The organism is Nanchangia anserum, from assembly GCF_015240065.1.
Taxonomy (GTDB): Bacteria; Actinomycetota; Actinomycetes; order Actinomycetales; family Actinomycetaceae; genus Nanchangia; species Nanchangia anserum.
Map to the genome: position 1 here is coordinate 1,170,270 of NZ_CP060506.1, position 25,655 is coordinate 1,195,924.

Consider the following 25,655-nt stretch of genomic DNA (forward strand, 5'->3'; position numbering starts at 1 on the left):
ACTCACTCCTTCGTTGTTGTGGTCACCAATGTTCCGATTGTCTCACCCATGAGGGCCGCCGTGACGTTACCGGCACCACTCATGCCAAACACACGCATGGGCAAGTTGTTATCCATCGCCAAGCTAAACGCCGTCGAGTCGACGACCTTGAGCCCACGGGCCAACGCGTCGGCGTAGGTCAGGCGGTCGTAACGCGTGGCGTCGGGATTTGTCTTCGGGTCGGCGCTGTAGACGCCGTCGACGCCGTTCTTGCCGACGAGCAGCTCGTCGCAGTGGGTCTCGAGGGCGCGCTGGGCGGAGACGGTGTCCGTGGAGAAGAACGGCAAGCCCGCCCCGGCACCGAAGACGACGACGCGTCCCTTTTCCATGTGGCGAATGGCCTTCAGCGGGATGTAGGGCTCGGCAACCTGCCCCATCTCGATCGCCGTTTGGACCCGCGCCGTCAGACCGGCCTGCTCGAGCAGGTCTTGCAGCGCGAGGCAGTTCATGACGGTGCCGAGCATGCCCATATAATCGGCGCGTGCCCGGTCGAGACCGGCCTGTTCGAGCTCGGCGCCACGGAAGAAGTTGCCACCGCCGACGACGACGGCAACCTGGATCCCTTCGGTAACGGCTCCGGCGATTTGGCGCGCGACGTCGCCGATGACGTCCAGGTCGAGACCGACAGCCCCACCACCGAACACTTCACCCGAGAGTTTGAGCATGACGCGCCTGGGGCGCGCGGGTGCTGAGGTCATGTGAGCTCCTTGTCTCGTGGCACAATCTCCGGGGTCACTATACCGGCCATAAAGGTGGCCCCGGGCTCGACACCCGGGGCCACCCTCGTTCGGCTTAGGCGCCGACGTGGAAACGGGCGAAGCCCGTGACCTTACCGCCGGTCGACTTCATGAACGCGCCCACCGTCATCGACGGGTCGCGGGCGAAGTCCTGATCGACGAGGCAGATCTCCTTGTAGAACGCGCCCAGGCGACCCTCGACGATACGCGAGATAATCTTCTCGGGCTTGCCCTCGGAGCGGGTGAGCTCCTCGAGGGTATCGCGTTCCTTGGCGACGACGTCGGCGGGGACCTCATCGCGATCGAGGTACTGCGGCTGGTACGCGGCGATGTGCATCGCGACGTCCTGCGCACCCTCAGCGCCGGCCTTGTCGGTGGCGACGAGGACACCGGCCTGAGCCGGCAGGTCCTTGTTCGAGTAGTGCAGGTACTTCGTGACGGCTTCGCCGCTGATGCGCGCGATGCGGTTGACGACGATCTTCTCGCCCACCAGGGCGGCCATCTCGTCGGCAGCTTCCTTGACCGTCTTGCCCTCGGGCGTCGTGGCGGCCATCAGCTCGTCGAGCGTCGAGGCCTCGGACGAGACCGCGGCGGCCAGAACCGAGTCGGCGAAGGCGACGAACTTCTCGTTCTTCGCCACGAAGTCGGTCTCGGAGTTGACCTCGACGAGAACGCCGACCTGGCCGGCGTCGGTATCGGTGATGTCGGCGGCCACGAGACCCGCGGCGGCCGAACGGTCCTCACGCTTGGCCAGCGACTTCTGGCCGGCAAGACGGATAATCTTGATGGCTTCGTCGCGATCGCCACCGGCCTCATCCAGGGCCTTCTTGACGTCCATCATGCCCGCGCCGGTGAGCTCGCGCAGCTCCTTGATGTCCTTGGTCGTGTAGTTAGCCATATGCTTCTTCTTCCTTCGCGCGTGCGAACTTAGGCCTGCTCGCCCTCGGCCGCCTTTTCGGCGGGGGCGTCCTCGGTCGGTGCCTGAGCGTCGTTACCGGCAAGCAGCTCGCGCTCCCAGTCGGCCAGCGGGGCATCCTCTGTGGCGCCGGTGGAGCCAGCCTTGTCGGCCTTCTTCTGGGTGCGGGCGATGAGGCCGTCGGCGCAGGCATCGGCGATGATGCGGGTCAGCAGCTCGACCGAGCGGATGGCGTCGTCGTTGCCCGGGATCGCGTAGTCGACCTGCTCGGGATCGCAGTTCGTGTCGAGAATGGCGATGACGGGGATGTTGAGCTTGCGCGCCTCAGCGACGGCAAGCTGTTCCTTCGTCGTGTCGACAACCCACACGGCCGAGGGCACCTTGGCCATGTCGCGGATACCGCCGAGGGTGCGCTCGAGCTTGTCCTTCTCGCGGCGCATCATGAGCAGTTCCTTCTTGGTGTGGCCCGAGCCGGCCACGTCGTCGAAGTCGATCTGCTCGAGTTCCTTCAGGCGCTGCAGGCGCTTGGCGACGGTGTTGAAGTTCGTGAGCATGCCGCCCAGCCAGCGGTGGGAGACGTAGGGCATGCCGACGCGCTGAGCCTGGGTCTCGACGACGTCCTGGGCCTGCTTCTTCGTGCCGACGAACAGCACCGAGCCGCCGCGCAGAACGGTCTGCTTGACGAAGTCGTAGGCGCGATCGATCCCCTCGAGCGACTGCTGCAGGTCGATGATGTAGATACCGTTGCGATCCGTGAGGATGTACGGCTTCATCTTCGGGTTCCAGCGGCGAGTCTGGTGGCCAAAGTGCACACCGTTGCTCAGCAGCTGCGACATGGTGACGACTGCCATGAGTGTCCTTTCCGCGTATATACGCGCGGGGCTTCCCCCGATATTTCGGTTATCTATCTGTCCTGGTGCGGCGATAGTGAACACCCCGAAGGGACCGTTGCTCACTACCCCATGCGCGATGGTGACCGCACGCGAAGTCACCGGGTGCCCCCGGTGCTCGCCCTAGCATAACCGATGGGGCGATCCAGGAGGAATCGGCAGGTCGGGTGTCCCCACGAGGCGATCACGTCCGCCGGCTGTGGGGCCGGTGGCATGTTCGGGACGGAGCACCGAGCAGGCCCGGACACTGGGCGCATGTCTGGCTACCGCATGCTCAGCTCCATCCTCGGCGCATCGCTGGCCCTGGGAGCCTCGGTGCTCTCGCCGGCGGCCGCCCCGCTGCCGCTGCCACCCGCGAGCGCGCCCGTGGCCGAAGCATCCGTGTCGACGTCTGGCCGGCTGGCACCCACCCAGCGATGGCTGTGGCCGAGTGGTCACCCCGTCGCCGTCGTTCGCGGGTTTGCCCCGCCGGCGAAGCGGTGGCTGGCGGGGCATCGCGGCGTCGATCTGGCGATTCCACCCGGGACGACGCTGTATGCGCCCGCGGACGGCACGATCGCCCACGCCGGCGAGGTCGCCGGCACGAGCGTCGTCTCCATCGACCATGCCGACGGCGTGCGCTCCACTTTTCAACCCGTGCGTCCCCTCGTCAGTGCGGGCGATGTTGTGCGTCGCGGAGCGCCCATCGGCACCCTGCTGTCCGGTCACGATGCCGATGCCCTGCACCTGGGCGCGCGACGCGGACGGGATACCTATCTCAATCCCCTGCGCCTGCTCATGGGACCGATCGTCCTCAAACCGTGGGAGAACTAGGCCCTGGGGTGAGCCTGCGCAAAAACAGCGTGGAGCCGGGAGGCATCGACGTGCGTGTAGCGCTGGGTCGTCGTCAACGCCGAGTGGCCAAGCAGCTCTTGAACGACCCGCAGGTCGGCGCCGGCCGAGACCATGTGGGTCGCCATGGAATGACGCAACCCGTGCGGGGCGATATCTGGCACCCCGGCGCGCGCGGCGAGGCGATGGAGGTTTTCGCGCACGACCTTCGACGTCAGCGCGCCCCCGCGAATGCCGAGAAAAATCGTGTCGGGCGAGGTTGGCCGCGCCAGCTCGGGGCGTCCACGCGCAACCCACCGCTCAAGGGCGTCGGCACTCACGGGACCATAGGGAACAACGCGTTCCTTTGCCCCCTTGCCGAATACGCGGGCCGTGCGCGCCGAGGTGTCCAGTCCCGACAGTGGCAGCGCCGTCAGCTCCGAGACCCGCATCCCCGAGTCGTAGAGGAGGGTGAAGCACGCGGCGTCACGCATGGCCACCGGATCGCCCTCGCGTGCCTCCTCTTCGGCGCGATCGAGGAGCTGGCGGGCTTCGTCGATCGTGAGGACGCGCGGTAGCGGAGCCTCGACGCGAGGATTTCGCAGGCGAGCCGTGAAAACGCGCTCGCAGTAGCCGTGCTCGGCAGCCCACTGGGCAAACGTTCGCAAAGACGCCATCTTTCGCGCGAGCGAGGCCGGGGCGGCCCCCTGACGAGCGAGGTCGGCAAGCCAGGCGCGCGCGTGGTCGATGCTCAGGTAGCGGTCCAGATCGTCTTCGCCGGCACCGCGCAAAAAAGCTTCGATGTCGCCGCGGTAGGCACGCCTGGTATGCGCGGAGAGTCCCCGCACGGACGCCAGGTAGGCGTGGAACTGATCGATGAGGAGCACCGGTTGAGTCATCGTGTGTGTCAGTGTAGTAGCCATCTTCTAGTCCTTAGGGGTCGGGACGCGCCGATACATGCTGCCCTCGCGCGCAATGCGTCCGGCAAGCTCGAGATGGGCAAGCGCGACCATGACGTCGCTGGCGGAGAGCCCCGCGGCGCGCACGATTGCGCTGACCGATGCCGCGCTCGCCACCGGCATGGCATCCAGCGTGCGAGCGGCATGGGCATCGAGTCCGTCGAGCAAGCCCCGGCGTTTGGGCAGACGGGCCGGGCGGGTGGCTCCCAGGGGACGAATCATCTCGGAGGCGTCACGCCCCGACGTGATGAGCTGGGCGCCCTCGCGCAGCAGGGTGTGGCACCCGTGCGACATGACGGAATCGATGGGACCGGGCACGGCCCCCACGTGGCGGCCAAGCTCGCGCACGTGGGCCGCCGTATTCAGCGCGCCTGACCGGGCGGACGCCTCGACGACGACGGTTCCCGCGCTGAGCGCCGCGATGAGCCAGTTGCGATCGAGGAAGCGCCATCGTGCGGGCCGCGAACGCGGCGGGTAGGCGGAAATAGCGACGCCCGAGGCGATGAGTCCGTCGAAGAGGGAGGCGTTGTGTGCGGGGTACCACCGGTCGAGGCCGCCGGCGAACACCGAGGCGACGGCTACGTCGTAGGCCAGTGCCGTTCGCAACGCCGCGGTGTCGATGCCGTAGGCACCGCCCGAGATGATGCCGTGGCCAGCGCGCGCGGCTTCCGCGGTGATCGCGTGGGTGGCGTTGATGCCGTAGCGCGTGGGGGCACGGGCACCGACGAGGGCCAGGGTGTCCTCGCCGAGGTCGCGCAACCGTTGGCGCTGCCCGCGCACCCACAGGCCCCACGGCGCGTCGGCACAGTCGGTGAGAATCTCGGGCCACTCGGGGTCGCCGGGGACGATGTAGGCCCCGCCGAGCCGGATGATGTGATCGAGATCGGCTTCGGGGGTGGCATCGCCCACCCGCGGAAGCCAGCGTTCACGGGCTTGGGTGATGACCCGTCGCGCCGGTTGGGCAAGGTCGCCGTGAAGGAGTTCAGCGGGGTCGGCACCGTCGCTGAGCCACTGCCATGCCGGGGCAGGGCCGAGGACACCGATGAGGGCGCAGGCGGCCGCGTCGGTTGGTTCGGCGACGCGGCTCCAGGCAGCCGCCGCCAATCGATCCGTGTCCGTGGGGATCGTCGTGGTCGCGGTCGTCTCGTCATGCGCACTCATCGCGGTTCTCCGTCGTTCTCAAGGTGTAGGCGCTCGAGAGGTGGGCGGCCTCTATTCGCGCGGATCCGGCCAGGTCGGCCAGCGTCAGCGCGACGCGCAGGAGTCGGTGGATTCCCCGCAGCGACAGCCGTCCCTCGGCGAGGATGGCGTGAATGAGGCGACGCTCCCCTGCCGCCAGGAGGTCGCAGCTGCGGAAGTAGTCGCCGGGGCAGCGCGCGTTGGTTGACCACGCGTGATCGCGCCAGCGGTGGCGGGCGCGGTCTCGGGCCGCGGCGACCCGGTCGGCGACTATGGCCGAGGATTCGGGCCGAGTCGTCGCCGTCAACTCGGCGGCTCCTGGACGGTCGACCAGGCAGGTGATGTCGATGCGGTCCATGAGGGGGCCGGAGAGACGCTGGAGGTAGCGGAGTTTGCGGTAGGGCGTGCACACGCACCGCCCCGATCCTGTGGCCGCTCCGCACGGGCACGGGTTGGCGGCCATGACGAGCTGGAACCGCGCGGGGTAGCTGGTCTGGGCGTGGGCGCGATGTAGATGGATCGTGCCCGTCTCGAGCGGTTGGCGAAGGGCATCGAGGACGCTGGGCGCGAATTCCGGGGCCTCATCGAGGAAGAGCACGCCGGCGTGGGCCATGGAGATTGCTCCGGGTGAGGCGATTCCTGAGCCGCCGCCGACGATTGCCGCCATCGTCGCCGAATGGTGCGGGGCGACCCACGGCGGGCGACGCATGAGCGCGTCGACGCTGCCCAGGGTCCCGGCGACCGAGTGGATTGAGGTCGCGGCGATGGCATCGTCGTCATCGAGATCGGGCAGGATCGTCGGCAGGCGCTCGGCGAGCATGGTCTTTCCCGTGCCGGGTTCACCGAGGAAAAACACGTGATGCCCGCCGGCCGCGGCGACCTCGAGGCCGAGCTTGGCGTGAACCTGGCCCTGGACGTCGGCGAGGTCGAGGCGACGCGGCTCGGGGGCGTTGCGCGCCGGAGAAGTGAGGACCTGGGCGCGTGGAGCATGCACGGCGTCGGGGATGTCGTAGAGGCCGGCGAGATCGGCCACGTCGTCGACACCGATGACGGCGACGCCGCCAACGAGCTTCGCCTCGGCCACGCACGCACGAGGCACGACGACCTCGCGGATGCCGTGGTCGCGGGCGGCGGCGATCATGGGGAGGATGCCGCGCACGGGTCGCACGGATCCGTCGAGTCCGAGCTCGCCGATGTGGACGCGCGCGTCCATCATGTCGAGTGGGCGGTCCTGCTGGGTGGCGAGGATTGCCACGGCGATCGCGAGATCGTATCCCGATCCCGATTTGGGCACGTCGGCGGGCGAGAGGTTGACGGTGTAGCGCTGCTCGGCCCACGCCAACCCGGCTGATGCGATCGCCGCGCGCACGCGCTGCTTTGATTCGCGCAAGGCCATATCCGGTAACCCGACGACCTGGAAACTGGGGAGACCGCCGGCGCGGTGGGCCTCGACCCGCACGAGTTCGCCCGTGATGCCCGTGGGCGCAACCGTCAGCGTCGATACGGACCGGCTCATGCCGCGCTCCGGATGTGCTCCAGGCGCAGCGAGCGCGGCCCCGTCGCCTCGAGGGCGATGACGTCGATGCGAAGTCCTCGCGAGCGGGGGAATTCTGCCCCATCCAGGCTCCCGCAAGTTGACGCAATCGCCGAGCCTTCGCGGCGGTCACTGCTGCCGCGGGCACCCCGGCGTAGGTGCTGCGCCGCGTCTTGACCTCTACGACAACGATGACGCCCTCCACGGCGGCAACGATGTCAATTTCGCCGTAACGCACCCGCCAATTGCGGCACAAGATGGCGTAGCCGGCACGGCGCAGATAGCGCGCAGCGAGGTCCTCCCCCAGCTTTCCGAGTTCGGCGGTGCTGAGCGAGGAGAGGTCATGTGAGACGTCGATGATCATGGCGCCACTATGTCGCGCACACCGGCGCCAATTGCCACAGCTGCACCGCCACCGCGGTGCCCTCACCCGCTATGGGGCAATGGGGACACGAGACGACTTAGGTGATCGGCAATTCCGTCGAGGGCAGCTCCTCGACGTTGATGTCCTTAAACGAGATGACCCGAACGCGCTGGACGAAACGCGAGGGCCGGTAGATGTCCCACACCCACGCGTCAACGAGATTGACCTCGAAAAAGACATCGCCACCGTTGTGATGCACCTGAACGTCGACCTGGTTAGCCAGGTAGAAGCGCCGATCCGTCTCGATGACGTAGCGAAACAGGGTGACGACGTCGCGGTACTCGCGAAACAACGCGAGCTCGAGGTCGTTCTCGTAACGATCGAGTTCCTCGCTCACGGCTCACTCCTTTGACTGGTCGACGCCGGGAAGGCGCCACGATCGGCGATGCATAGGCGATGGACCCAACGCGGTGAGTCCGGCGACATGGGCCGGCGAGGCATACCCCTTGTTACGTGCCCAGTCGTAGCCGGGATCGGCGAGGGCCACCATCGCGGCATCCCGCCTCACCTTAGCAATGACCGAGGCGGCTGCAACAACGCAGACGTCGCGGTCGGCCTTGACCTGTGCCATCGACGGGGGCGGTGCGACGATATCGGCGTCGTTATCGGGATGATCGGGCGGAGCCAACAGGTCGGCCTCGCCGCCTCGCAACCAGTTGTGGCTGCCGTCGACGATGACGATTCCCGGGGCATTGCCGCGCAGACTGACCTGCGTGAGCGCGCGTCGTCCGGCGAGTCGCAGCGCGGCGATGATGCCCCACCGATCGATCTCGTCGGGCGTGGCCTCGCCCACGGCCCAGTCCTTCACCCAGCGCTCGCAATGCGGGGCCAGTTGCTCGCGTCGGCGCGGCGTGAGCAGCTTGGAGTCGCGCAGGCCCTCAGGAGCGTCCCCCTGATCGGGACCGACGACGGCGACGCCGACGCAGACGGGACCAGCGAGCGCGCCGCGACCGACCTCGTCCATCCCGCCAATGAGCGGATAGGTGGCCAGCAACGATGTCTCAAGATCGCGCGTGGGCTCCCTCATTGCTGGCTCGCGGGGTCGGGAACGCGGTCGAAGACATCGGTGTGGGACAGGCGGGTCCACCGCTCCAGCGGCCACACGATGACGAAGGCGCGGCCCACGACGTCGTCGATCGCGATGAATCCACGCCCCTCTTCGTCGCGGTGGGCTCGCGAGTCCAGCGAGAAGGGCCGATTGTCGCCCATGACCCACAGCTTGCCCTCGGGCACGGTGACGGCAAACGTCGTCTCGGACGGGGCGACTCCGCTGCGCAGGTAGGTCTCATCGATCGGCTGACCGTTGACGCTTACGCGGCCGGCCGAATCACAGCATTCGACGGTGTCGCCGGGCAGACCGATGACTCGCTTGGCGAGGTAGCCGGAGGAGTCGTCGGGGCGCAGCCCGACGAGGGTGAGGAAACGTAGCACGGGCGACGAGGTCGGTTGGGGACGCAGCTCGGCGGGCAGCCAATTCTCGTGGTCCTCAAACACGATGATGTCACCGCGGTTGAGCGCGGAGTGCGCCGGGACGAGCTTGGAGACGAGGATGCGGTCGCGGACCTCGAGGGTGTCGCGCATCGATTCGGAGGGGATGACGAAGCTCTGAATGAGAAACGTCTTGAGCAGCGCGGAGATGATGATGGCGACGACGATGGTCATGACGATGTCACGCAGCGTCGTCACAACGCCCGCGCGCGCCGGTCCGCGCTCGCGCCGACCTCTGCCGCGGCGCTTCGTGGCCCCCTCGTGTTCACCTGTGCTGCGCATGATCTCCACTCCCCTCGTGATCGTGATAGGCACAGGGGCCCGCCATGAGACGGGCCCCTGAGTGCAAACGGATCACTTGGTGTCGCGCTTCTCCTTGATCTTCGCGGCCTTGCCGTGGCGGTCGCGGAGGTAGTAGAGCTTGGCGCGGCGCACATCACCGCGGGTGATGACCTCAATGTGGTCGATCGTCGGCGCGTGCAGCGGGAACGTCCGCTCGACACCGACACCAAACGACACCTTGCGAACGGTAAACGCCGCATTGACGCCACTGCCGCCCTTGCGGGCGATGACGACACCCTGGAACACCTGGATACGCGAGCGGCTGCCTTCGACAACCTTCACGTGAACCTTGACGGTGTCACCGGGGCGGAACTGCGGGATGTCCTCGCGCAGCGATGCGGCATTGATCGTGTCGATCGTGTTCATCTTGTTCTCCCTGTTGGCCGCGCCACAGGTCACGTCCAACGATCGGCCGGTCCTCAGTCCGGCATGCTGTCTGGCACTACTCGCCTGTGCGCTCCCCCTGTGGCAGGTCACGCGGCGACGAAGTGCCCGAGTCATTATTCCACGCCGCGCCCCAGCCCGTCAGATCCGGCTGGACCGGGTGCGCTGTGAGATCGCGCACGAGGACGACATCGCGATTGAGGACGCCGCCGACGTCGTAGGTGCGCGTCGCCTTCTTGCGAAAACCGGTGCGCCGGTAGAACGTGCGGGCGCGCCGATTGCCCGTGTTGGTGCCCAGCAGCACGTGGGTGAGTCCCCACCGCTGGCATCCCTCCCGCAGCGCCGCCTCGAGGAGGGCCACGGCCACGCCCCCACCGCGCGAGGTGGGATCGACGTAGAGCTTCGACAGGTAGGCAACCGTCGTGGGACTCCCGTGATCGAGCGTGACCGAATCGCCGACGTAGGGAGCCGGCGGCGCGGCCAGGTAGGCGTAACCGATGAGGCGGCCCTCCACCTCGGCGAGGGTGACAACCTCGGAGTCGATGGCTGCGCGCAAGACGGCGGGGCTGAGCTCGTGGGCCACGTGGCGGGCAATCTGATCGGGCGTGATCTCGGGCGGGCACGCGTCCGGGAAGAGGCGAATTGCCAATTCCGACACGGCCTCGGCCTCATCGGGATGCGCCGGGCGAACGACGAGCCGGCTCAGCTCGTCGCCGTCGACGACGACACCGGCGCGAGCCAGCGCGGCGCGGTCGTCGCGGTCGAGGTCGGCAAGAAGCCGGGACAGGACGTCGGGCCGGCGCGCAGCCGAGATCGCCAGGGCCGCGTCGCGCCGCCACCGATCCACCTTCGCGTGGTTGCCCTCGCGCAAAACGCCGGGCACGTCGAGGCCGCGCCAGCTCGGTGGGCGCGTATAGGCGGGATACTCCAGCAGCCCCGCGCCCGAATGGGACTCCTCGACGAGCGAGGCGGGGTTGCCGACGACCCCGGTGACGAGGCGGCCGACGGCTTCGATGAGGGCCAGCGCGGCGACCTCGCCGCCGTTGAGGACGTAGTCGCCGAGCGAAAACTCCCACACGTCGACGTCATCGCGCTGAGCGTAGTGGTCGATGACGCGCCGATCGATGCCCTCGTAGCGACCACACGCGACGACGATGCGTCCCTCGCGCTGCGCCAGCTCGGCGACTCGTCGCTGGGTGAGCGGCTCGCCCGCCGGGGTGGGCACGGCAACCACGCACGGCGAGGGCTGCGCGGCGATCACGTCATCAAGGGCGCGCCCCCACACGTCGGCGCGCATGACCATGCCGGCGCCGCCACCGTAGGGGGTGTCGTCGACGCTGCGATGCCTACCGCTCGCCCACTCGCGCAGATCGTGGATGCCGAACTCCAACGTGCCGGCCTGCCCGGCCTTGCCGAGCAGGGACACGTCGAGAACCGAGAAGAACTCGGGAAAAATCGTGACGACGTCGAAGCGCGCGACCATCACGCCTCCTCGCCGAACAGCCCGTCCGGGGCGTCGATGACGACGTGGCCGGCCTCGCGATCGATCGTCGGCACGAGGTCGTGCACGAAGGGAACGAACACGGGTCCGGCCGGCGTGGCGACGTTGAGCAGATCCTGATAGGCCCCCTGCTGGATCCCGCTGATCGTCCCGAGCTCGCGCCCATCGGGACTCAGCGCCGTCATCCCCGCCAGCTCGAACGCGTAGTACTCGTCGTCATCATCGTCGCGCGCGGGAGCGTAGAGGCGGCAGCCGCGACGTGCCTCGGCGGCCTCCCGCGTGTCCCAGCCGGCGAAGAAGACGCACAGGCGCCCGGAGATCTCGCGCGACGAGACGACCTCGATCGTCTCGCCGTCTTCGGTGGAGACGATGGCACCGGGAGCGAAGCGCGCCTCGGGTTCGTCGGTCGTGGGACGCACGAGGACCTCCCCGCGCAGTCCCCGCGCGGGGCCGACGACTCCGACCTGGACCAGCTGCTGTGTCGACGTCATTCGTCCTCCCCCAAGATGATGGCACGCGCCTGCGCCGGAGTGTTCGCCAGCCGCCAGGCTAGGGCCTGTTCGTCGGCGTCGGCCAATCCAGCCCACAGGGCGAGCACGGTGTTGACCCCGCACGCCGCTGCCCCCTCAACGTCGTAGCGGCGATCGCCGAGCATGAGGGCGCGCTCGGGAGTCGAGCTCAGGCCGCACGCGCGCAGGGCGCGGGCGACGACCGCCGCTTTCTCCGATCCCGGCCCGTCCTCGGGCGGAGCGCCACACACGTGAGTGAACAGCGGGGTCAGCCCTAAGTGGTCGAGAAGCGTCAACGCGCGATCTTCCGGCTTCGACGTCGCCAGGGCTAGGGTGACGCCGGCGTCGGAGAGGTCACGCAGCATGTCCGCGACGCCGTCGAACAGCTCGATGTCGAACTGCTTGGCCTGGTAGATCTCGCGGTAGCGCCGCATGAGTGCGGCGGCCAGGTCGTCACGCCCGGGACCCGCCAGGTCCGCCATCGTCTCGTGCAGGGGCGGGCCAATGAACGAGCGCGCCTGCTCGCGCGTCACCGGCTCTCCGAGTATCTCCTCGCTGACCTGTTCGAGCACCGGCACGATCACCGTTTCCGTGTCGATGAGCGTGCCGTCCATGTCGATCAGCGCGGCGGTCGGGGGAATCATCACCGGGTCTCCTCCTCGTGGCGCGATTCAGGGCCGGGTCTGCACTCACGCAGATCCGGCCCTGAATAACCGTTCGGTCTAGTTAGCGGCGGTCCGTGTCGACGACGTCGACGCGAACGGGGCCGCGTGTCGACAATGCCCCGATAACCGTGCGCAGGGCGCGTGCCGTCCTGCCGGAACGGCCAATCACGCGACCGAGGTCGGCCGGATTGACGTGAACCTCGAGGAGCTTTCCGCGCCGCAGCGACCGCTCGTTGACGCGGACGTCGTCCGGGTGGTCGACGATGCCGGCAACGAGGTGTTCGAGGGCATCAGCGAGCATTTAGGCCTCCTCCGCCGCGGGAGCCTCGTCGTCGGCAGGAGCGGCTTCGGCTTCGGCCTCGGCGGCCTTCGCGGCCTCTTCCTTGGCCGCAGCCTCGGCGGCCTTGCGCTTCTCGGCCTCGGCGGCGGCGGCCTTGACGGCCTCTTCCTTCGCGGCGGCCTCAGCGGCGGCATCCTTGTAGGCGATCCGCGGGGCCTGATCCTTCGCGCCCTTGAACTTCGCCCAGTCGCCCGAGAGGACGAGGAGGCGGTGAACCGCGTCCGAGGGCTGGGCGCCGACGCCCAGCCAGTACTGCACCCGATCCGACTGGACCTTGATCAGCGAAGGCTGCTCGTTCGGGTTGTACTGCCCGACCTCTTCGATAACGCGACCGTCACGCTTCTTGCGCGAGTCAACGACCACCAGACGGTAGACGGGGTAGTGGATCTTGCCGAAGCGCTTCAAACGAATGCGAACTGCCACTTTTGTGGATTCTCCTGTTTCTCATCGGTGCGGGTACCCCTCCGAGCCGGTGGGTTACGGCTCCTGATCGGGTGCCCAGAACCGGGACTGACCGCAGAGAGGGCGGCGGGCAGCCCGCGTACAGTTGGCCATTGTGCCAGATTCGCCCGCGTCGGTGCCAGTTGCGCGGATTTGAGGCGAGTCACACGCATTCGCGAGACAATGGCGCCATGCCGACGCCATCACCCGCCGTGTTAGCCGACATCGCCCACGCGTGCGCCATCGAGGCGGGCCGCTACATTTCCTCGGTCTTCCGCACCGACGTCGACGTCGAGACCAAGGCAGATGCTCACGATCCTGTGACCCGCCACGACCGCGAGACCGAGGCGCTCATCAGCGCCTATCTCGCCCGCCACACCCCGGGTGCGCGCATCCTGGGCGAGGAAGGCGGGACGCGTTCGCTCGCCGGCAGCGGCTGCGAGGAGGTGAGCTGGATCGTCGATCCCATCGATGGGACGGCTAATTTTGCCGCGGGCATCGCCTATCTGGCGACCTCGATCGCCGCCGAGGTCTCGGGCCGCGTCGTCGCCGCGTGCGTTCACCAGCCGATTACCACCGAGTGCTACTGGGCCGACGATCACACCGGCTGGCGCACGACCCCGCACGGGCACGTGCGTGCGCTGAGGCGACCTGGTCCCACACGCGAGATCGATGCTCTCGCCACCGGGTATTTCCCCCACCGCGATCCCGATACCACCCGCCGCCACGCCCTGGCGGATTCTCTCGCGCGGCTGGCCGACGCCTACGCCTCGCTGCGCTCCCCCGGGGCATGTGCGCTCGACCTCGCCCACGTTGCCGCCGGGTTCGCCGGCGTCGCCACGGCGACATTCGTCCAGCCGTGGGACGTCGCCGCGGGGTTCCACCTCGTGCGCGTCAGCGGCGGGCGCGTCCACACCTACGACCGCGGGACCGGGCGGCCCGCCCACCTCAGCCCGGCCTTCGTCGCCTCCGCGGCCGGGTTGGATGCAGCGACGGCGCGCGAGGTCTTCGACGAGGCGGGCGACACCTGGTTGGGACCTGTGCCCGCCTCCGCCTGATCGAGGTGCCCGAGACGAGTTAGACGAGCCGACGTCCCCGCCGCCACACCGCCGCCGGGTGGGCCACAACGGCGATGTCGTCCTCGGGAGAGGACGGGTAGACGACGACGTCGGCGGGTGCTCCCTCGCTCAACACGTCGGCACCGAGGAAATCGCGCGCCCTCCACGTCGCCCACGCGAGGATGTCGCGATCGGCGGCACCCCACTCGCGCCACAGCACTAGCTCTCGCGGCAGTGAGCCGTGGTCCTGGTAACCGCCGGAATCGGTTCCCGGCAACAGGTGGACGCCGCAGTCGAGCAACATGCGGAAATGGTCGACGCGCTCGTTCCACATGGCGCGCATGGTGTCGCGGTAGATGGGATATTTCGTGCCCGCCGCCGCGGCGAACTGATCGAACAGCGAGATCTGGAGCAGCGTGGGCGTCACGGGAATGCCGCGCTCGGCGCACGCGCGCGCCTGCGTGGCATCGAGGCCGCTGCCGTGTTCGATGTCGTCGACGCCGGCCTCGAGCAGGTCGTCAATCGCGGCGTGGGAGAACGTGTGGACCGCCACGCGCGCGCCGTGATCGTGAGCGGCGCGCACTCCGTCGCGCAGCTGGGCGAGGCTCCACAGGGGCGCGAGGTCGGCTTTATCTGCGCCAGCGCGGTCGATCCAGTCCCCGACGATCTTCACCCACCCATCGCTCGCGCGCGCCTGGGCCGCCATGGCCGCCGCCAGGTCGTCCGCGTCGGCGAGATCGAATCCCAGACCGCGAATATAGCGCTTCGGACGGGCGAGATGGCGGCCGCAGCGGATGAGCCCCGGGGCATCGTCGCGGCCGATGAGGCAGTCGTTGGCACGCTCGGGAATCCCCGCGTCGCGCACGAGCAGCACGCCCGAGCGCGCGACCGCCGCAGCGTCGCGAATCGTGCGCTCGCGCGACGTGACGCCACTCGAGTCATACCCCAGGTGGCAGTGGACGTCGACGAGACCCGGGACGGCGACGCCTTCGACGACGTCATCCGGTGGGTCATCTGGCGGGATGAGGCTCACGCGTGAGCCGACGATCCAGGCCTCGCGGATCCAGCGTGGCTTCGCACCGGACTCGGTGCGCCACAGGATCGCTCCGCTCAGCCTGGTGATCGCCACGTCACATCCTCCCGAGCATCCTCTTCACGTCATCGGGCAGGTCGTCCATCGTCGGCGCCGGCGTGGACTCGCCGAGGCCGAACGCAGAACCGGGAGTCGACGCGCCCGCCTGCTTCTTCTTCGCCTGCGCGGCCTCCCACTGCTTCTGCTTGGCCGGATTGCCGAACTTGCGTCGCTTCTTGGCCTGGCGCTTGGCCTGGCGCGCCCCCGAGTGCTTGGACGACCCGGGCAGTCCCCCCCGCCCATACTCGGCAGCGCGCCACCGTTGCGGCTCATCGACTGCATCATGCGCCGGGCGTCCTCGAAGCGCTTGACGAGGGAGTTGATCTCCTGCACCGTCGTTCCCGAGCCTCGCGCGATGCGGGCGCGACGCGAGCCGTTGAGGATGGAGGGGTCGGCGCGCTCGGCGGGCGTCATCGAGTGGACGATGGCCTCGATGCGGGTGATCTGGGATTCGTCGAAGTTGTCGAGGGCCTCGCGCATCTGCCCCGCGCCCGGCAGCATGCCGAGCAGCTTCTTCATCGACCCCATCTTGCGGATCTGATTGAGCTGGGTGAGGAAGTCCTCGAGGGTGAACTTGCCCTGGGCGAGCTTGCTCTGTAGGTCCTTGGCTTCGTCCTCGGTGTAGGCCTTCTCGGCCGTCTCGATGAGGGTGAGGATGTCGCCCATGTCGAGGATCCGCGACGCCATCCGGTCGGGGTGGAAGCGCTCGAAGTCGCCCAGCCCCTCGCCCGTGGAGGCGAAGAGAACGGGCGCGCCCGTCACGCCGCGCACCGACAGCGCGGCGCCACCGCGGGCGTCGCCGTCGAGCTTCGACAACACGACGCCGGTGAAGCCGACGCCGTCGCGGAAGGCGACCGACGTCTGGACAGCGTCCTGGCCGACCATGGCATCGAGGACAAACAGGACCTCGTGGGGGTCGATTGCCTCGCGGATGGCCCGAGCCTGCTCCATCATCTCGGTATCCACGCCGAGGCGGCCGGCCGTATCGACGATGACGACGCCGTAGCCGTTGGTGATCGCGTGATCGCGTCCCGTACGTGCGACCTCGACAGGATCGCCGATGCCGTTGCCCGGTTCGGGCGCCCACACATCCACGCCCGCACGCTCGCCGACGACCTGGAGCTGGGTGACGGCGTTGGGGCGCTGAAGGTCGGCCGCGACAAGGAGGACCCGCTTGTCGTGTTCGGTCCGCAGCCACTGACCGAGCTTGCCCGCCAGCGTCGTCTTACCGGCACCTTGCAGGCCCGCGAGCATCATGACCGTCGGGCCCTTGGTCGCGAAGTTGAGCTCGCGCTCGGCCCCACCGAGAATCTCGATGAGCTCATCGTTGACGATCTTGACGACCTGCTGGCCGGGGTTGAGGGCCTCCGAACGCGCCGCGCCGTAGGCCTTTTCGCGCACCTGCTTGGTGAAGGAGCGCACGACCGGCAGGGCGACGTCGGCATCGAGCAGAGCGCGGCGAATATCGGAGACGGTCTCGTCGACGTCGTGCTCGGTGAGCACGCCCTTGCCGCGCAGGCGCTTGAACGAGGCGGAGAGGCGATCGGACAGCGTGTTAAACAACGGGTTCCTCCACTACCAGTAAGAAAAACGAGCCTAGCGCGAGGCCGGGGACGACAGCAGTTCGTCGACGAAACCGGCCGCGTCGAACGGCGCCAGGTCGTCGGCTCCCTCGCCGAGGCCGACGAGCTTGACGGGCACGCCGAGTTCGCGCTGGACGGAAATGACGATGCCGCCCTTGGCCGACCCGTCGAGCTTCGTCAACACGATACCGGTGATATCGACGACCTCGGCGAACAGGCGGGCCTGGCTCATGCCGTTTTGGCCGGTCGTTGCGTCCATGACGAGCAGGGTCTCGGTGACCGGTGCCTTCTTCTCGATGACGCGCTTGACCTTGCCGAGCTCGTCCATGAGATCGCGCTTGTTTTGCAGGCGCCCGGCCGTATCGACGACGACGACGTCGACGCCGCGCGCGCTTCCCTGCTCGACGGCGTCGTAGGCGACCGAGGCGGGGTCGGCACCCTCGCGATCGGAACGCACGACATCGACGCCGACGCGCTCACCCCACGTCGACAGCTGTTCGGCGGCCGCGGCGCGGAACGTGTCGGCCGCGCCGAGGAGGACGCTGCGACCCTCGGCAACGAGGATGCGCGCGAGCTTGCCGATGGTCGTCGTCTTGCCCGTACCGTTGACGCCGACGACGAGGACGACGCCCGGGGCGTCCGCACCCTCAAGCGCGAGGGTGCGGTCCATATCGGGGTTAACCAGTTCGAGCAGCTTCGCGCGCAGCACCTCGCGGATCGCCTCGACGTTGCCGGTGCCGAGCACCTTCGCCTGCGTGCGCAGCTCCTCCATGATTTCGTCGGTGGCCTCGACGCCGACGTCGGCCATGAGGAGGGTGTCCTCGATCTCCTCCCAGTCCTCGACGCTCAAGTCGCCGCGGCCGAAGACGCTGAGGAGCCTCTGTCCGAACGCGCCCGACGTCGCCAGCCGCGAGCGCAGCCGCTGCATGCGGGTGAGAACCGGCTCGGGCCGATCGAGCGCCGGCTCGGGTGCCACCTCTTCGGCGACGGGTGCGGGTTCCGGTTCGCGCACTACCTCGGCGGCATCGCCCTCATCGCCCGGTTCCGCCTCGACGCCGGGACCGGCGGGAGTGGACGGAGCCTGCGGCGTCGTCTCGTCGTCGTCTCGGCCCCTCAGGCCGCCCAGCAGGGCAACGAGGCCACCGATGACGGTGACGCCAACAGTCGTCAGGGTGAGGGCGACGTCAGAGTTGCCCAGAGTGGTGATGAGGTCGTTCATGATCCCTATTGTTGCCTACTGCGGCCCCAGTGGTCACGTCCGGGCCGTAAACGGCTAGGAATCGCGCTCGTCGCGTGCCTGTTCCCCACGTCGCGAGCGCGGCCGCTGGGGCGCGTAGGAGGGCAGCACAGGCTGGGACTCGTCGCCGCCGAGGGCGTCGCTCAGCCCCTCGATGTCGGTGGCATCGCCAGGCGATGTTGCGTTGAGCAGGTCGTCGATCGTGAGATCAGAGGTGTCTGTGCCGGAGCGGTTCAGTTCCTCGCGCTTCCACGCCTGCGTGGCCTCGCGCACCCATTCGCGCGTGCCCTCATCGGGTCGGCGCGTGCGCACGAAACTGACCACGATGGCCAGCGCGCACCCGACCGTCACCACCAGGGCGATGACAACAACGATGAGGGACTCAGTCACGGTCCTAGCTTTCCACGACCGCGCCCGCCTCGGCCAGCTGCGCCACGCGAGATGGCGGCTTTGTTACCGTTTCGTAGCCGCGAGGCGCTGGGAGACGACGGTGCTCACCCCGTCCTTCATCGTCACCCCGTACAGCGCGTTGGCGACCTCCATCGTCCGCTTCTGGTGGGTGATGACGATGAGCTGGGAGACCTCGCGCAACTGGGCGAAGACACCGAGCATTCGCGACAGGTTGGCGTCATCGAGCGCGGCCTCGACCTCGTCGAGGATGTAGAAGGGGCTGGGGCGGGCCTTGAAGATGGCGAACAGGTAGGCCAGCGCTGCCAGCGAGCGTTCCCCGCCCGAGAGCAGCGATAGCCGCTTGACCTTCTTGCCGGCCGGGCGCACCTCGAGGTCGACCCCGGTCGCCAGCATGTTGTCGGGATCGGTGAGGACGAGGCGGCCCTCGCCGCCGGGGAACAGGGTGTCGAAGACCTCGCCGAACGCCCGCGCGGTGTCGGCGTATGCCGAGGCGAAGGCCTGTTCGACCTGATCGTCGACTTCGGCGATGACCCGCAGCAGATCGGCGCGCGAGGCCTTGACGTCGCCGAGCTGCTCGGTCATGAACCGGTAGCGTTCCTCCAGCGCCTTGTGCTGTTCCAACGCCAGCGGATTGACCTTACCCAGGGCCTTGAGGTCACGCTGTGCGCGCTTGAGGTTTTTCTCGACGTCGGCACGCACGAAGGCGATGCCGGGGGCGTCGGGGTCATCGGGGTCGGCGAGCAGAGTGTGGGGACCGAAGTCGGCAACGAGGGTATCGAGGTCGATCGCGAGATCCTCGCGCGCCTGCTCGGCCAGCTGGTCCAGTCGCAGCGAGAACTGGGCGGCGGCGACCTCGTCGCGGTGCAGGGCGTCGGTCAGCTCGGTGAGGCGTGCGCGAGCGGCGTCGAGCGCGCGGCGCGCCTCGATGATCTTGTCCGACGATGCCCTGCGGGCCTCCTCGGCGAGGCGCTGGCGGTCCCCGGCCTCTTCCCGCGCGGCCTGCGCCCGCTCTCCCGCGCGGCGCGCCTGGTCGCACACGTGCGCGGCAAGGCGATGCTGGCGGGCACGCCGCTCGTTCTCGGCCGCCACCTGGCGTTGGCGGCGCGCGTAGTGATCGCGGTCGGCGAGTGCCTGGGCCAGCCGGGTTTCGCCCTGGCGCAGGCGTTCCTCGCACGCGCCCTGGCGCAGGCGCGCCTCGGTGAGGCTCTCGCGCGCGGTGCGGGCCTGCTCGCGGGCGCGCCGGGCTGTCTCGTCGTGCTCGGCCACGTCGATATCGACGGTACTCGCGTCGAAGTCGTCGAGGCGTTCCTGGGCCTCGCGCGCGGCGCGGGCACGTTCCTCGGCGTCGTCTCGAGCGCGCTGCCACGCCGCCTCGGCCCGCTCGGCTTCGGCGGCGGCCGACGCCGCCTGAGCGCTTGCCCGCGCCCGAGCCTGGGCCTGGAGGGCACGCGCAGCGTCGGCCTCGCGCAGACGCTCGAGCGCCGCCTGGGCCTCGGCCTCGGCCCGACCGCAGGCCCGCTCGGCGTCGTCGAGACTCGCCTGCGCCGCTTCGCGGGCCGCACCGGCTTGCTCCGCGCGCTCGGTCGCTTCGTCGCATTCGGCCTGGATAGCTAGACGCGTCGTTGCCTCGGCGCTACCGCCGCCTGCGGCCCCCGGGCGCAGCCACTCGCCGCGGTCGGTCCACACCGCGCGCACGCCCTCGCACTCGGCGACAATCCGCGCCTCGCTAAGCGTGTGGGCCAACGCGATGCCGTCGAGGATGTGTGCGAGCGCCCGCGTCACCCCGGGTTCAGCGGAGGTGACGAGATCGCGCGCCCACTCCCCCGCGCCACCGAGGTCGCCTCGCGGGGGGGCTCGGTGGCGGAGTCGGCGTAGACGAGGCACACGCGGCCAAGATCGTGACGTCGCGCGTGCTCGAGCGCCTCCTCGCCCGCGGCATCGTCCTCGGCGATCACCGCCGAGACGAGGTCGCCCAGCGCGTGCCCCAGCGCATCCTCCCATCCGGGCGCGACGGTAAGCGTCGGAGCCAACACCCCGCGCAGCCCGTCGAGGCCGGCTCCGAGCAGGGCACCCGTTGCCTCCGCCGGGCGCAGCAACAGGGCGAGTGCATCGCGCCGCGAGGCCCACGTGGCCTCGGACTGCGTGGCTTCGGCAAGGCGTGCGCGGGCGTCGTCGCGGCGCTGTGCGGCCCGCTGCGCCGCTGCCGCCGCCTCGTCGTAGGCGGCCTGTTCCGTCCAGGCCTCGGTGTCTGCCACCGAGTCGTCCTCACCCAGCTGGGCACCGGCATCCGCGGCTCGCGTGCGCGCCAGGGAGGCGCGCGCGGCATTCTCGACGGTCTCTGCCGCCGCCTCGGCACGCGAGGCCGCGCTCGTGGCCGCGCCTGCCAAGGCCTGCCGACGCGACTGAGCTGCCTGGGCCGCCTGGCGCGCCTCGGCCAACCGAGCGTCGGCGGCATGTTCGGCCGCGCCGGCGTCGCGAGCGGCGGTCTCGGCATTTCTCACGTGCTCGCGGGCCGCCTCGGCCTGCTCACGGATCTCGGCGACATCGGCGCGCAAGCGCGCGATCGCCTCGTCGCGCTCGTCGAGGCTCGCCCCACCGGGTGGCGGCACCTCGACGCTCAGCTGGCGCGCCCTCTCGCCGGCGATCGTCGCCAGCGACGTCAGCGATTCGGCCAGGCTCGTGAGAGCACGCCACTGCTCGCCGGCGACTCGCTGGGCCTCGTCATCGCCGTGGTCGGCCTCGAGCGCACGCAGCGCCTGCTCGTCGCGTGCGATGGTCTCGCCCAGCTGTGCGCGCTCGGCGTTGATGGCGTCGGCCGATTCCTGCCGGGTGTCCAATCCCGCGCGCTGGGTGACGACGTCGTCGGCGAGGAGTCGCGCCCGCAGGTCGCGTTCGCGCGCCTGGATGATTTGGGCCTTCGAGGCGATCTTGGCCTGGCGGGCCAGGGGGCCCAGCTGACGTCCGATCTCGCGCGTGACGTCCTCGAGGCGCTCGAGCTTCTCGGCCAACGTCTCGAGCTTGCGCAGTGCCCGTTCCTTGCGTCGGCGGTGCTTGAGGACGCCGGCCGCCTCCTCGATGAAGGCGCGCCGTTCCAGCGCGTCCGCGCGCAGCACCTGATCGAGCTGCCCCTGACCGACGATGACGTGCATCGAGCGCCCCATGCCCGTGTCCGAGAGCAGCTCCTGAACGTCGAGCAGGCGCACGGGCGTGCCATTGATGGCGTATTCGGATCCGCCCTGTCGAAACAGCGTGCGCGAGATCGTCACTTCGGTGTAGTCGATCGGCAGGTCCCCAGACGAGTTGTCGATCGACAGGCGCACCTCGGCGCGCCCGAGCGCGGGCCGCCCGGGCGTTCCGGCAAAAATGACGTCGGCCATGTTCGCCCCGCGCAGGGTCTTGGCCCCCTGCTCGCCCATGACCCAGGCCAGCGCATCGACGATGTTGGACTTGCCCGAGCCGTTGGGGCCGACGACGCAGATGATCCCCGGTTCCAGGGCGAGCGTCGTCGGCGTAGCGAACGACTTGAAGCCGCGCAGCGACAGCGACTTCAGATGCATACGTGTGTCCCCGCGCCGTGCCTAGCGGACCAGCTCGGGGAACCAGATGGCGATCTCGCGCTCGGCCGAGGCCGGCGAATCCGAGGCGTGGATGACGTTTTCGACCGTTCCCGATCCCCAGTCGCGCCCGTAATCGCCGCGAATCGTCCCGGGATCGGCCTGAGTGGGCTGCGTGCCCCCGGTCAGGCAGCGCACCCCGGCGACGACCTGCTCCCCCGTGATGACGGCGGCGACGAGCGGCGACGACATCATGTAGCGAGCGAGGTCGGCGTAGAAGTGCTTCGCGACGTGTTCGGCGTAGTGTGCCTCGAGCTGGTCAGGCGTGGCCTCGACGACGCTGAGCGCGCTGATGACGTACCCCTTGCGCTCGCAACGGGCGAGGATTTCGCCCACGAGGCCGCGGCGGTAGGCATCGGGCTTGATGAGGATGAGCGTGTGCTCGGTGTTCGGGTCGAGCGCGGAGCGCGTCATGGTTCTCCTTAGGTTAGTTATTCGTGCGTGTCAGGCCGGCACCAACAGCATCCGCGAGGGCCTCCAATGCCATGCGCGCTTCGGGACCGTCGGCGTCGATGCGGATTTCGTCGCCGCAGCCGACCTTGAGCCCCATGAGGGCGAGCACACTCGTAGCGTCGGCACCATTGACGCTGATCGTTGCGTCGAAGTCGGAGGCGAGGCGGGCGAGCATGGCGGCGGGACGGGCTTTCAGGCCCTCCGCGTCGACGACGGTGACGATGCGCGGGGCGTAGGGGTCGTCCTCGGGCGCTGAGGTTCCCGGCGTAGGGACGTCCGTCGCGCTCACCGACTCGGCGGCGGCCGCGATCGCGTGCACGACGGTGGCGGCATCGCCGCCCTGGGCAGCCGCGATCGCGCCGGCGCGCGCACCCTCCACCAGGGGGCCGCGGCCGAGGGTGACGTTGCCGTCTCCCCACTGCGTGATGAGTTGGTGGGCGGCGAGCTTGGTCGGCCCGAAGTCGGCGAGGATGACGATGTGGGCACCCGTCCCGATCTCGGAGGCGACCGCGGAACAGGCGTCGGCGAGCAGCTCGATGGCGCGCGCGAGTCCCTCGTCGTGGCAGCTGCACGGGCGCACGACGACATCGGGGGCCATCGGCGAGACGACCTCGCACACGCCGCGCGCGAGCGTCTCGGACACCGAGGCGATGACGAATCCGACGGATTGGGTGGGCACGCGTGCCTGCCTTTCTGTTAGCGACGCCCCTCAGCGTATCCCACGCGCGCGCTCGCGTGGCCGCCTCCCGGTGCGCCCCGCCGTGGTGTGCCTAGAAGAGGGCGTCGGGCGCCTCGGAGTCATCGGTCTCAGCGCCCGTGTCCGCTCCGCGCTTTCCCGCCCAGCCGGGGCCGCCGGGGATCGGCTGACCGAGATCCCAGGCGCGCGCCTGCGCACGCGCGAGGTCGTCGACGCGTTCGTTGAGGGGGTGTCCGGCGTGGCCGCGCACCCATTCGAAGCGCAGGCGCCGCCCCGCCATCAGCTCGTCGAGGCGCTTCATGAGCTCCGCGTTCTTCACCGGCTTGCCGTCGGCCTTGCGCCAACCACGTCGCTTCCACCCCGGCAGCCACGATGTCAACGAGTCGATGACGTAGCGCGAGTCACACAGGATGAGGAGGTCCTCGTCGAGGTGGGCGGTCGCGGCGAGCAGCTCGGCGACAGCCGTCAGCTCGCCGATATTGTTCGTTCCCGTTGCGAACCCGCCCGCGTCCCAGTGCTCGTCGTCGACGTACCACGCCCATCCGCTGGGCCCGGGATTGCGCAGGGACGATCCGTCTGCCGCGGCGACGATGCTCATGCTCCCACCTGCCCGTCAACGTCTGCGCGCCCGCACAGGGCACGCACGTCGCCGGCGAGAATGACTGAGCCGAAGCACACGATCCCGACCGACGCCGTCGGGTCGCCCGACGCATCGGTCTCGGCCGCCGCCAGATCCAGCGCCTCGGCCGGCGTTGCCGCGGCGATGACCCGGTCGGGGCCAAACACGTCGATCGCTATCGCGCGGGCCGCCTCGACGTCGAGGGCACGCTCGGTATCGAGCGTCGTCACGACGAGGCTGTCGAGCAGCGGCTCCATCTCGGCTAGCACGCCCTCGGTGTTTTTGTCGGCCATGCCGGCGAAAACGCCGACGACGTGCGTGAGGGAGAAGTCGGTTTCGATGAGGGAGCGCAACGCCGCGGCCCCGTGGGGGTTGTGCGCGGAGTCGACCATCACCATCGGGGACGTGCGCACGATCTCGGCGCGTCCCGGCGACGTCACGCTCGCCAGGCCGCGCTCGGCGAGCGCCGCCTCAAGCGGCTGCCCCGACCACAGGACCTCGGCCGCGGCGAGCGCACACGCGGCGTTATCGCCCTGGTACTCGCCAAGCACCGGGACGTAGATGTCTTCGTAGAGCGCGGCGGGGGTGCGCACGCTGATAAGCGAGCCGCCAACCGCCTTTTCGTGGGCGACGACGTCAAAATCGCGCCCGAGCACTCGCAGCTGCGCCCCCTGGGCCGCCGCGACCTCCTCGAGGACAGCGAGCGCCTCGGGCACTTGACGACCCGAGATGACGATGCCGCCGGGGCGGATGATCCCCGCCTTGTTGCGGGCGATCTCGGCGATCGTGTGCCCCAACCACGCCTCGTGATCGCGCGCAATCGGCGTGATGACCTGCACGGCCGAATCGAGGACGTTCGTGCAGTCCCACGTGCCGCCCATGCCGACCTCGATGACGCCGACGGCCACCGGGGCATCGGCGAAGGCCTGGAAGGCCATGGCGGTCAGGCATTCAAAGAAGGACAGTCGCCCGCGCTCGCACTCGCGCGACTCGCGGTCGACGAGGTCGATGAACGCCTCGACATCCTGCCAGGCGTCGACGAATCCCGGGGCCGAAATCGGGGCACCATCCAGGCAGATCCGCTCGCGCGGGCTGTGCAGGTGCGGGGAAGTAAACAGCCCCGTGCGCTGCCCGGAGGCCCGCACGATGGACTCGATCATGCGCGCCGTCGTCGTCTTGCCGTTGGTGCCGGCCACGTGAACCGTCGTGTAGGCCAGTTGAGGATCGCCCATCCACTCCAGCACCCGTTCAATGCGTTCGCGCGTCGGGCTGATCCGGTGTTCGGGGGCACGCTCCATGAGCGAGGCGAAAATGCGGTTGACCCGCTCCTCGGCGACGGCGCGTTCGGCCGCCTGGGCGAAGACGTCGTCCTCGTCGGCCTTCGCAACCCGCTCGTCTCGGCTCACCTCACGCACGACGTCGGCTCCCAGGGGTCCGCCGATGAGCGAGGCCTCGACGAGGGCACTCACGGCCCCACGTTCGCCCGACGCCTCGGGAGTTGCCTCGACGATGGGCAGCGTGTCGGGCGCATCGGGCGTATCAGCCGCCTCGAGATAGGGGGCCAGTTCGGGGTCACTACCTGAAGCCATCGCAGTCCTTTCGTAAATCAGCGCCAGTCTAGGCTGTCGCCGACCCAGTCCGCCCCCCGCGCATGCGACGACACAGCCGCGCGGAAGCCACTTCGCGTCGGCGC

24 protein-coding genes and 3 pseudogenes are annotated in these 25,655 nt (G+C 69.1%); 2 read left to right on the forward strand and 25 right to left on the reverse strand.

The window, feature by feature from the left end:
* Positions 1-2 precede the first annotated feature (2 nt).
* From pyrH to rpsB, 3 genes are all read right to left on the reverse strand, one after another.
* Entirely contained in the window at positions 3-737 is a 735-nt protein-coding gene (pyrH, locus tag H8R18_RS05450; protein WP_191071066.1) for a UMP kinase, read from the reverse strand.
* Positions 738-831: 94 nt separating this feature from the next.
* Complete coding sequence (gene tsf, locus H8R18_RS05455) at positions 832-1,674, reverse strand: translation elongation factor Ts (protein ID WP_191071067.1); 843 nt, start codon at positions 1,672-1,674, stop codon at positions 832-834.
* Between the two features lie 29 nt (positions 1,675-1,703).
* Entirely contained in the window at positions 1,704-2,543 is an 840-nt protein-coding gene (gene rpsB, locus H8R18_RS05460) for a 30S ribosomal protein S2 (protein WP_191071068.1), read from the reverse strand.
* A 294-nt stretch (positions 2,544-2,837) separates the two neighbouring features.
* On the opposite strand from rpsB, the gene H8R18_RS05465 reads away from it, so the two are divergent.
* Positions 2,838-3,395 (forward strand): murein hydrolase activator EnvC family protein, encoded by a 558-nt coding sequence (locus H8R18_RS05465; RefSeq protein ID WP_223875093.1) that lies wholly within the window; start codon positions 2,838-2,840, stop codon positions 3,393-3,395.
* On the opposite strand, the gene H8R18_RS05470 is transcribed toward H8R18_RS05465, so the two are convergent.
* The 13 genes and pseudogenes from H8R18_RS05470 to rpsP all read right to left on the reverse strand — a co-directional run bounded on the left by H8R18_RS05470 (position 3,392) and on the right by rpsP (position 13,140).
* Positions 3,392-4,315 (reverse strand): tyrosine recombinase XerC, encoded by a 924-nt coding sequence (locus H8R18_RS05470; protein WP_276529463.1) that lies wholly within the window; start codon positions 4,313-4,315, stop codon positions 3,392-3,394. The genes H8R18_RS05465 and H8R18_RS05470 overlap by 4 nt on opposite strands.
* Positions 4,316-4,318: 3 nt before the next feature.
* Positions 4,319-5,512, reverse strand: a complete 1,194-nt coding sequence (dprA, locus tag H8R18_RS05475; protein ID WP_191071069.1) for a DNA-processing protein DprA — start codon at positions 5,510-5,512, stop codon at positions 4,319-4,321.
* A complete protein-coding gene (locus H8R18_RS05480) occupies positions 5,499-7,046 on the reverse strand; it encodes a YifB family Mg chelatase-like AAA ATPase (protein ID WP_191071070.1) in 1,548 nt (515 codons plus the stop codon). The genes dprA and H8R18_RS05480 overlap by 14 nt, the downstream gene beginning before the upstream one ends.
* 154 nt (positions 7,047-7,200) lie before the next feature.
* Positions 7,201-7,428, reverse strand: a pseudogene (locus tag H8R18_RS05485) (YraN family protein); the annotation flags it as partial.
* A 97-nt stretch (positions 7,429-7,525) separates the two neighbouring features.
* The gene (locus H8R18_RS05490) at positions 7,526-7,825 is read right to left on the reverse strand and encodes a DUF2469 domain-containing protein (protein WP_191071072.1); all 300 of its coding nucleotides are present in this window, start codon (positions 7,823-7,825) and stop codon (positions 7,526-7,528) included.
* Between the two features lie 3 nt (positions 7,826-7,828).
* Positions 7,829-8,515 (reverse strand): ribonuclease HII, encoded by a 687-nt coding sequence (locus H8R18_RS05495; RefSeq protein WP_191071073.1) that lies wholly within the window; start codon positions 8,513-8,515, stop codon positions 7,829-7,831.
* Positions 8,512-9,258 carry a signal peptidase I gene (gene lepB / locus H8R18_RS05500; RefSeq protein ID WP_191071074.1) on the reverse strand — a complete coding sequence of 249 codons (747 nt, stop codon included), beginning with the start codon at positions 9,256-9,258 and terminating at the stop codon, positions 8,512-8,514. Before lepB ends, H8R18_RS05495 begins: the two co-directional genes overlap by 4 nt.
* A 72-nt stretch (positions 9,259-9,330) precedes the next feature.
* A complete protein-coding gene (rplS, locus tag H8R18_RS05505; RefSeq protein ID WP_191071075.1) occupies positions 9,331-9,684 on the reverse strand; it encodes a 50S ribosomal protein L19 in 354 nt (117 codons plus the stop codon).
* 76 nt (positions 9,685-9,760) lie between these two features.
* Positions 9,761-11,185 (reverse strand): tRNA (guanosine(37)-N1)-methyltransferase TrmD, encoded by a 1,425-nt coding sequence (gene trmD / locus H8R18_RS05510; RefSeq protein ID WP_191071076.1) that lies wholly within the window; start codon positions 11,183-11,185, stop codon positions 9,761-9,763.
* A complete protein-coding gene (rimM, locus tag H8R18_RS05515; RefSeq protein ID WP_191071077.1) occupies positions 11,185-11,694 on the reverse strand; it encodes a ribosome maturation factor RimM in 510 nt (169 codons plus the stop codon). The genes trmD and rimM overlap by 1 nt, the downstream gene beginning before the upstream one ends.
* Positions 11,691-12,356 carry an HAD family hydrolase gene (locus tag H8R18_RS05520; RefSeq protein ID WP_191071078.1) on the reverse strand — a complete coding sequence of 222 codons (666 nt, stop codon included), beginning with the start codon at positions 12,354-12,356 and terminating at the stop codon, positions 11,691-11,693. The genes rimM and H8R18_RS05520 overlap by 4 nt, the downstream gene beginning before the upstream one ends.
* An 82-nt stretch (positions 12,357-12,438) precedes the next feature.
* Positions 12,439-12,678, reverse strand: coding sequence for an RNA-binding protein (locus tag H8R18_RS05525; protein WP_191071079.1), 240 nt, complete (start codon positions 12,676-12,678; stop codon positions 12,439-12,441).
* The gene (gene rpsP, locus H8R18_RS05530; RefSeq protein WP_191071080.1) at positions 12,679-13,140 is read right to left on the reverse strand and encodes a 30S ribosomal protein S16; all 462 of its coding nucleotides are present in this window, start codon (positions 13,138-13,140) and stop codon (positions 12,679-12,681) included. It abuts the gene before it with no gap.
* A 209-nt stretch (positions 13,141-13,349) separates the two neighbouring features.
* Between rpsP and H8R18_RS05535 the strand changes: the two genes are divergently transcribed.
* Positions 13,350-14,216 (forward strand): inositol monophosphatase family protein, encoded by an 867-nt coding sequence (locus H8R18_RS05535; protein ID WP_191071081.1) that lies wholly within the window; start codon positions 13,350-13,352, stop codon positions 14,214-14,216.
* Positions 14,217-14,235: 19 nt separating this feature from the next.
* Here the strand turns inward: H8R18_RS05535 and H8R18_RS05540 are convergent, their stop codons facing one another.
* From H8R18_RS05540 to H8R18_RS05580, 9 genes and pseudogenes are all read right to left on the reverse strand, one after another.
* Positions 14,236-15,345 carry an amidohydrolase family protein gene (locus H8R18_RS05540; RefSeq protein WP_191071082.1) on the reverse strand — a complete coding sequence of 370 codons (1,110 nt, stop codon included), beginning with the start codon at positions 15,343-15,345 and terminating at the stop codon, positions 14,236-14,238.
* Between the two features lies 1 nt (position 15,346).
* Positions 15,347-16,911: pseudogene (gene ffh, locus H8R18_RS05545) on the reverse strand (signal recognition particle protein).
* Positions 16,912-16,944: 33 nt separating this feature from the next.
* On the reverse strand, positions 16,945-18,150 hold the full coding sequence (gene ftsY / locus H8R18_RS05550) for a signal recognition particle-docking protein FtsY (RefSeq protein ID WP_191071084.1): 1,206 nt from the start codon (positions 18,148-18,150) through the stop codon (positions 16,945-16,947).
* A gap of 54 nt (positions 18,151-18,204) precedes the next feature.
* On the reverse strand, positions 18,205-18,558 hold the full coding sequence (locus H8R18_RS05555) for a hypothetical protein (RefSeq protein ID WP_191071085.1): 354 nt from the start codon (positions 18,556-18,558) through the stop codon (positions 18,205-18,207).
* A 63-nt stretch (positions 18,559-18,621) separates the two neighbouring features.
* A pseudogene (gene smc / locus H8R18_RS09975) lies at positions 18,622-22,136 on the reverse strand (chromosome segregation protein SMC); the annotation flags it as partial.
* 21 nt (positions 22,137-22,157) lie between these two features.
* Entirely contained in the window at positions 22,158-22,607 is a 450-nt protein-coding gene (gene ndk / locus H8R18_RS05565; RefSeq protein WP_191071087.1) for a nucleoside-diphosphate kinase, read from the reverse strand.
* Between the two features lie 13 nt (positions 22,608-22,620).
* Positions 22,621-23,325: an HPr family phosphocarrier protein gene (locus H8R18_RS05570; protein WP_191071088.1), complete on the reverse strand. Its 705-nt coding sequence runs from the start codon at positions 23,323-23,325 to the stop codon at positions 22,621-22,623.
* A gap of 91 nt (positions 23,326-23,416) precedes the next feature.
* On the reverse strand, positions 23,417-23,941 hold the full coding sequence (locus H8R18_RS05575; protein ID WP_191071089.1) for an RNase H family protein: 525 nt from the start codon (positions 23,939-23,941) through the stop codon (positions 23,417-23,419).
* On the reverse strand, positions 23,938-25,551 hold the full coding sequence (locus tag H8R18_RS05580; protein ID WP_191071090.1) for a bifunctional folylpolyglutamate synthase/dihydrofolate synthase: 1,614 nt from the start codon (positions 25,549-25,551) through the stop codon (positions 23,938-23,940). Before H8R18_RS05580 ends, H8R18_RS05575 begins: the two co-directional genes overlap by 4 nt.
* Between the last annotated feature and the right edge of the window lie 104 nt (positions 25,552-25,655).

Excerpts from the sequence above, each read along its gene's own strand:
- H8R18_RS05575 (WP_191071089.1), bottom strand. The coding sequence starts at position 23,941 with ATGAGCATCGTCGCCGCGGCAGACGGATCGTCCCTGCGCAATCCCGGG.
- ndk (WP_191071087.1), bottom strand. The coding sequence starts at position 22,607 with ATGACGCGCTCCGCGCTCGACCCGAACACCGAGCACACGCTCATCCTC.
- H8R18_RS05535 (WP_191071081.1), top strand. The coding sequence starts at position 13,350 with ATGCCGACGCCATCACCCGCCGTGTTAGCCGACATCGCCCACGCGTGC.
- rimM (WP_191071077.1), bottom strand. The coding sequence starts at position 11,694 with ATGACGTCGACACAGCAGCTGGTCCAGGTCGGAGTCGTCGGCCCCGCG.
- pyrH (WP_191071066.1), bottom strand. The coding sequence starts at position 737 with ATGACCTCAGCACCCGCGCGCCCCAGGCGCGTCATGCTCAAACTCTCG.
- H8R18_RS05520 (WP_191071078.1), bottom strand. The coding sequence starts at position 12,356 with ATGATTCCCCCGACCGCCGCGCTGATCGACATGGACGGCACGCTCATC.
- rpsB (WP_191071068.1), bottom strand. The coding sequence starts at position 2,543 with ATGGCAGTCGTCACCATGTCGCAGCTGCTGAGCAACGGTGTGCACTTT.
- H8R18_RS05480 (WP_191071070.1), bottom strand. The coding sequence starts at position 7,046 with ATGAGCCGGTCCGTATCGACGCTGACGGTTGCGCCCACGGGCATCACG.
- lepB (WP_191071074.1), bottom strand. The coding sequence starts at position 9,258 with ATGCGCAGCACAGGTGAACACGAGGGGGCCACGAAGCGCCGCGGCAGA.
- H8R18_RS05580 (WP_191071090.1), bottom strand. The coding sequence starts at position 25,551 with ATGGCTTCAGGTAGTGACCCCGAACTGGCCCCCTATCTCGAGGCGGCT.
- H8R18_RS05495 (WP_191071073.1), bottom strand. The coding sequence starts at position 8,515 with ATGAGGGAGCCCACGCGCGATCTTGAGACATCGTTGCTGGCCACCTAT.
- ftsY (WP_191071084.1), bottom strand. The coding sequence starts at position 18,150 with ATGAACGACCTCATCACCACTCTGGGCAACTCTGACGTCGCCCTCACC.
- dprA (WP_191071069.1), bottom strand. The coding sequence starts at position 5,512 with ATGAGTGCGCATGACGAGACGACCGCGACCACGACGATCCCCACGGAC.
- H8R18_RS05470 (WP_276529463.1), bottom strand. The coding sequence starts at position 4,315 with ATGGCTACTACACTGACACACACGATGACTCAACCGGTGCTCCTCATC.
- tsf (WP_191071067.1), bottom strand. The coding sequence starts at position 1,674 with ATGGCTAACTACACGACCAAGGACATCAAGGAGCTGCGCGAGCTCACC.
- trmD (WP_191071076.1), bottom strand. The coding sequence starts at position 11,185 with ATGGTCGCGCGCTTCGACGTCGTCACGATTTTTCCCGAGTTCTTCTCG.
- H8R18_RS05465 (WP_223875093.1), top strand. The coding sequence starts at position 2,838 with ATGTCTGGCTACCGCATGCTCAGCTCCATCCTCGGCGCATCGCTGGCC.
- H8R18_RS05525 (WP_191071079.1), bottom strand. The coding sequence starts at position 12,678 with ATGCTCGCTGATGCCCTCGAACACCTCGTTGCCGGCATCGTCGACCAC.
- rplS (WP_191071075.1), bottom strand. The coding sequence starts at position 9,684 with ATGAACACGATCGACACGATCAATGCCGCATCGCTGCGCGAGGACATC.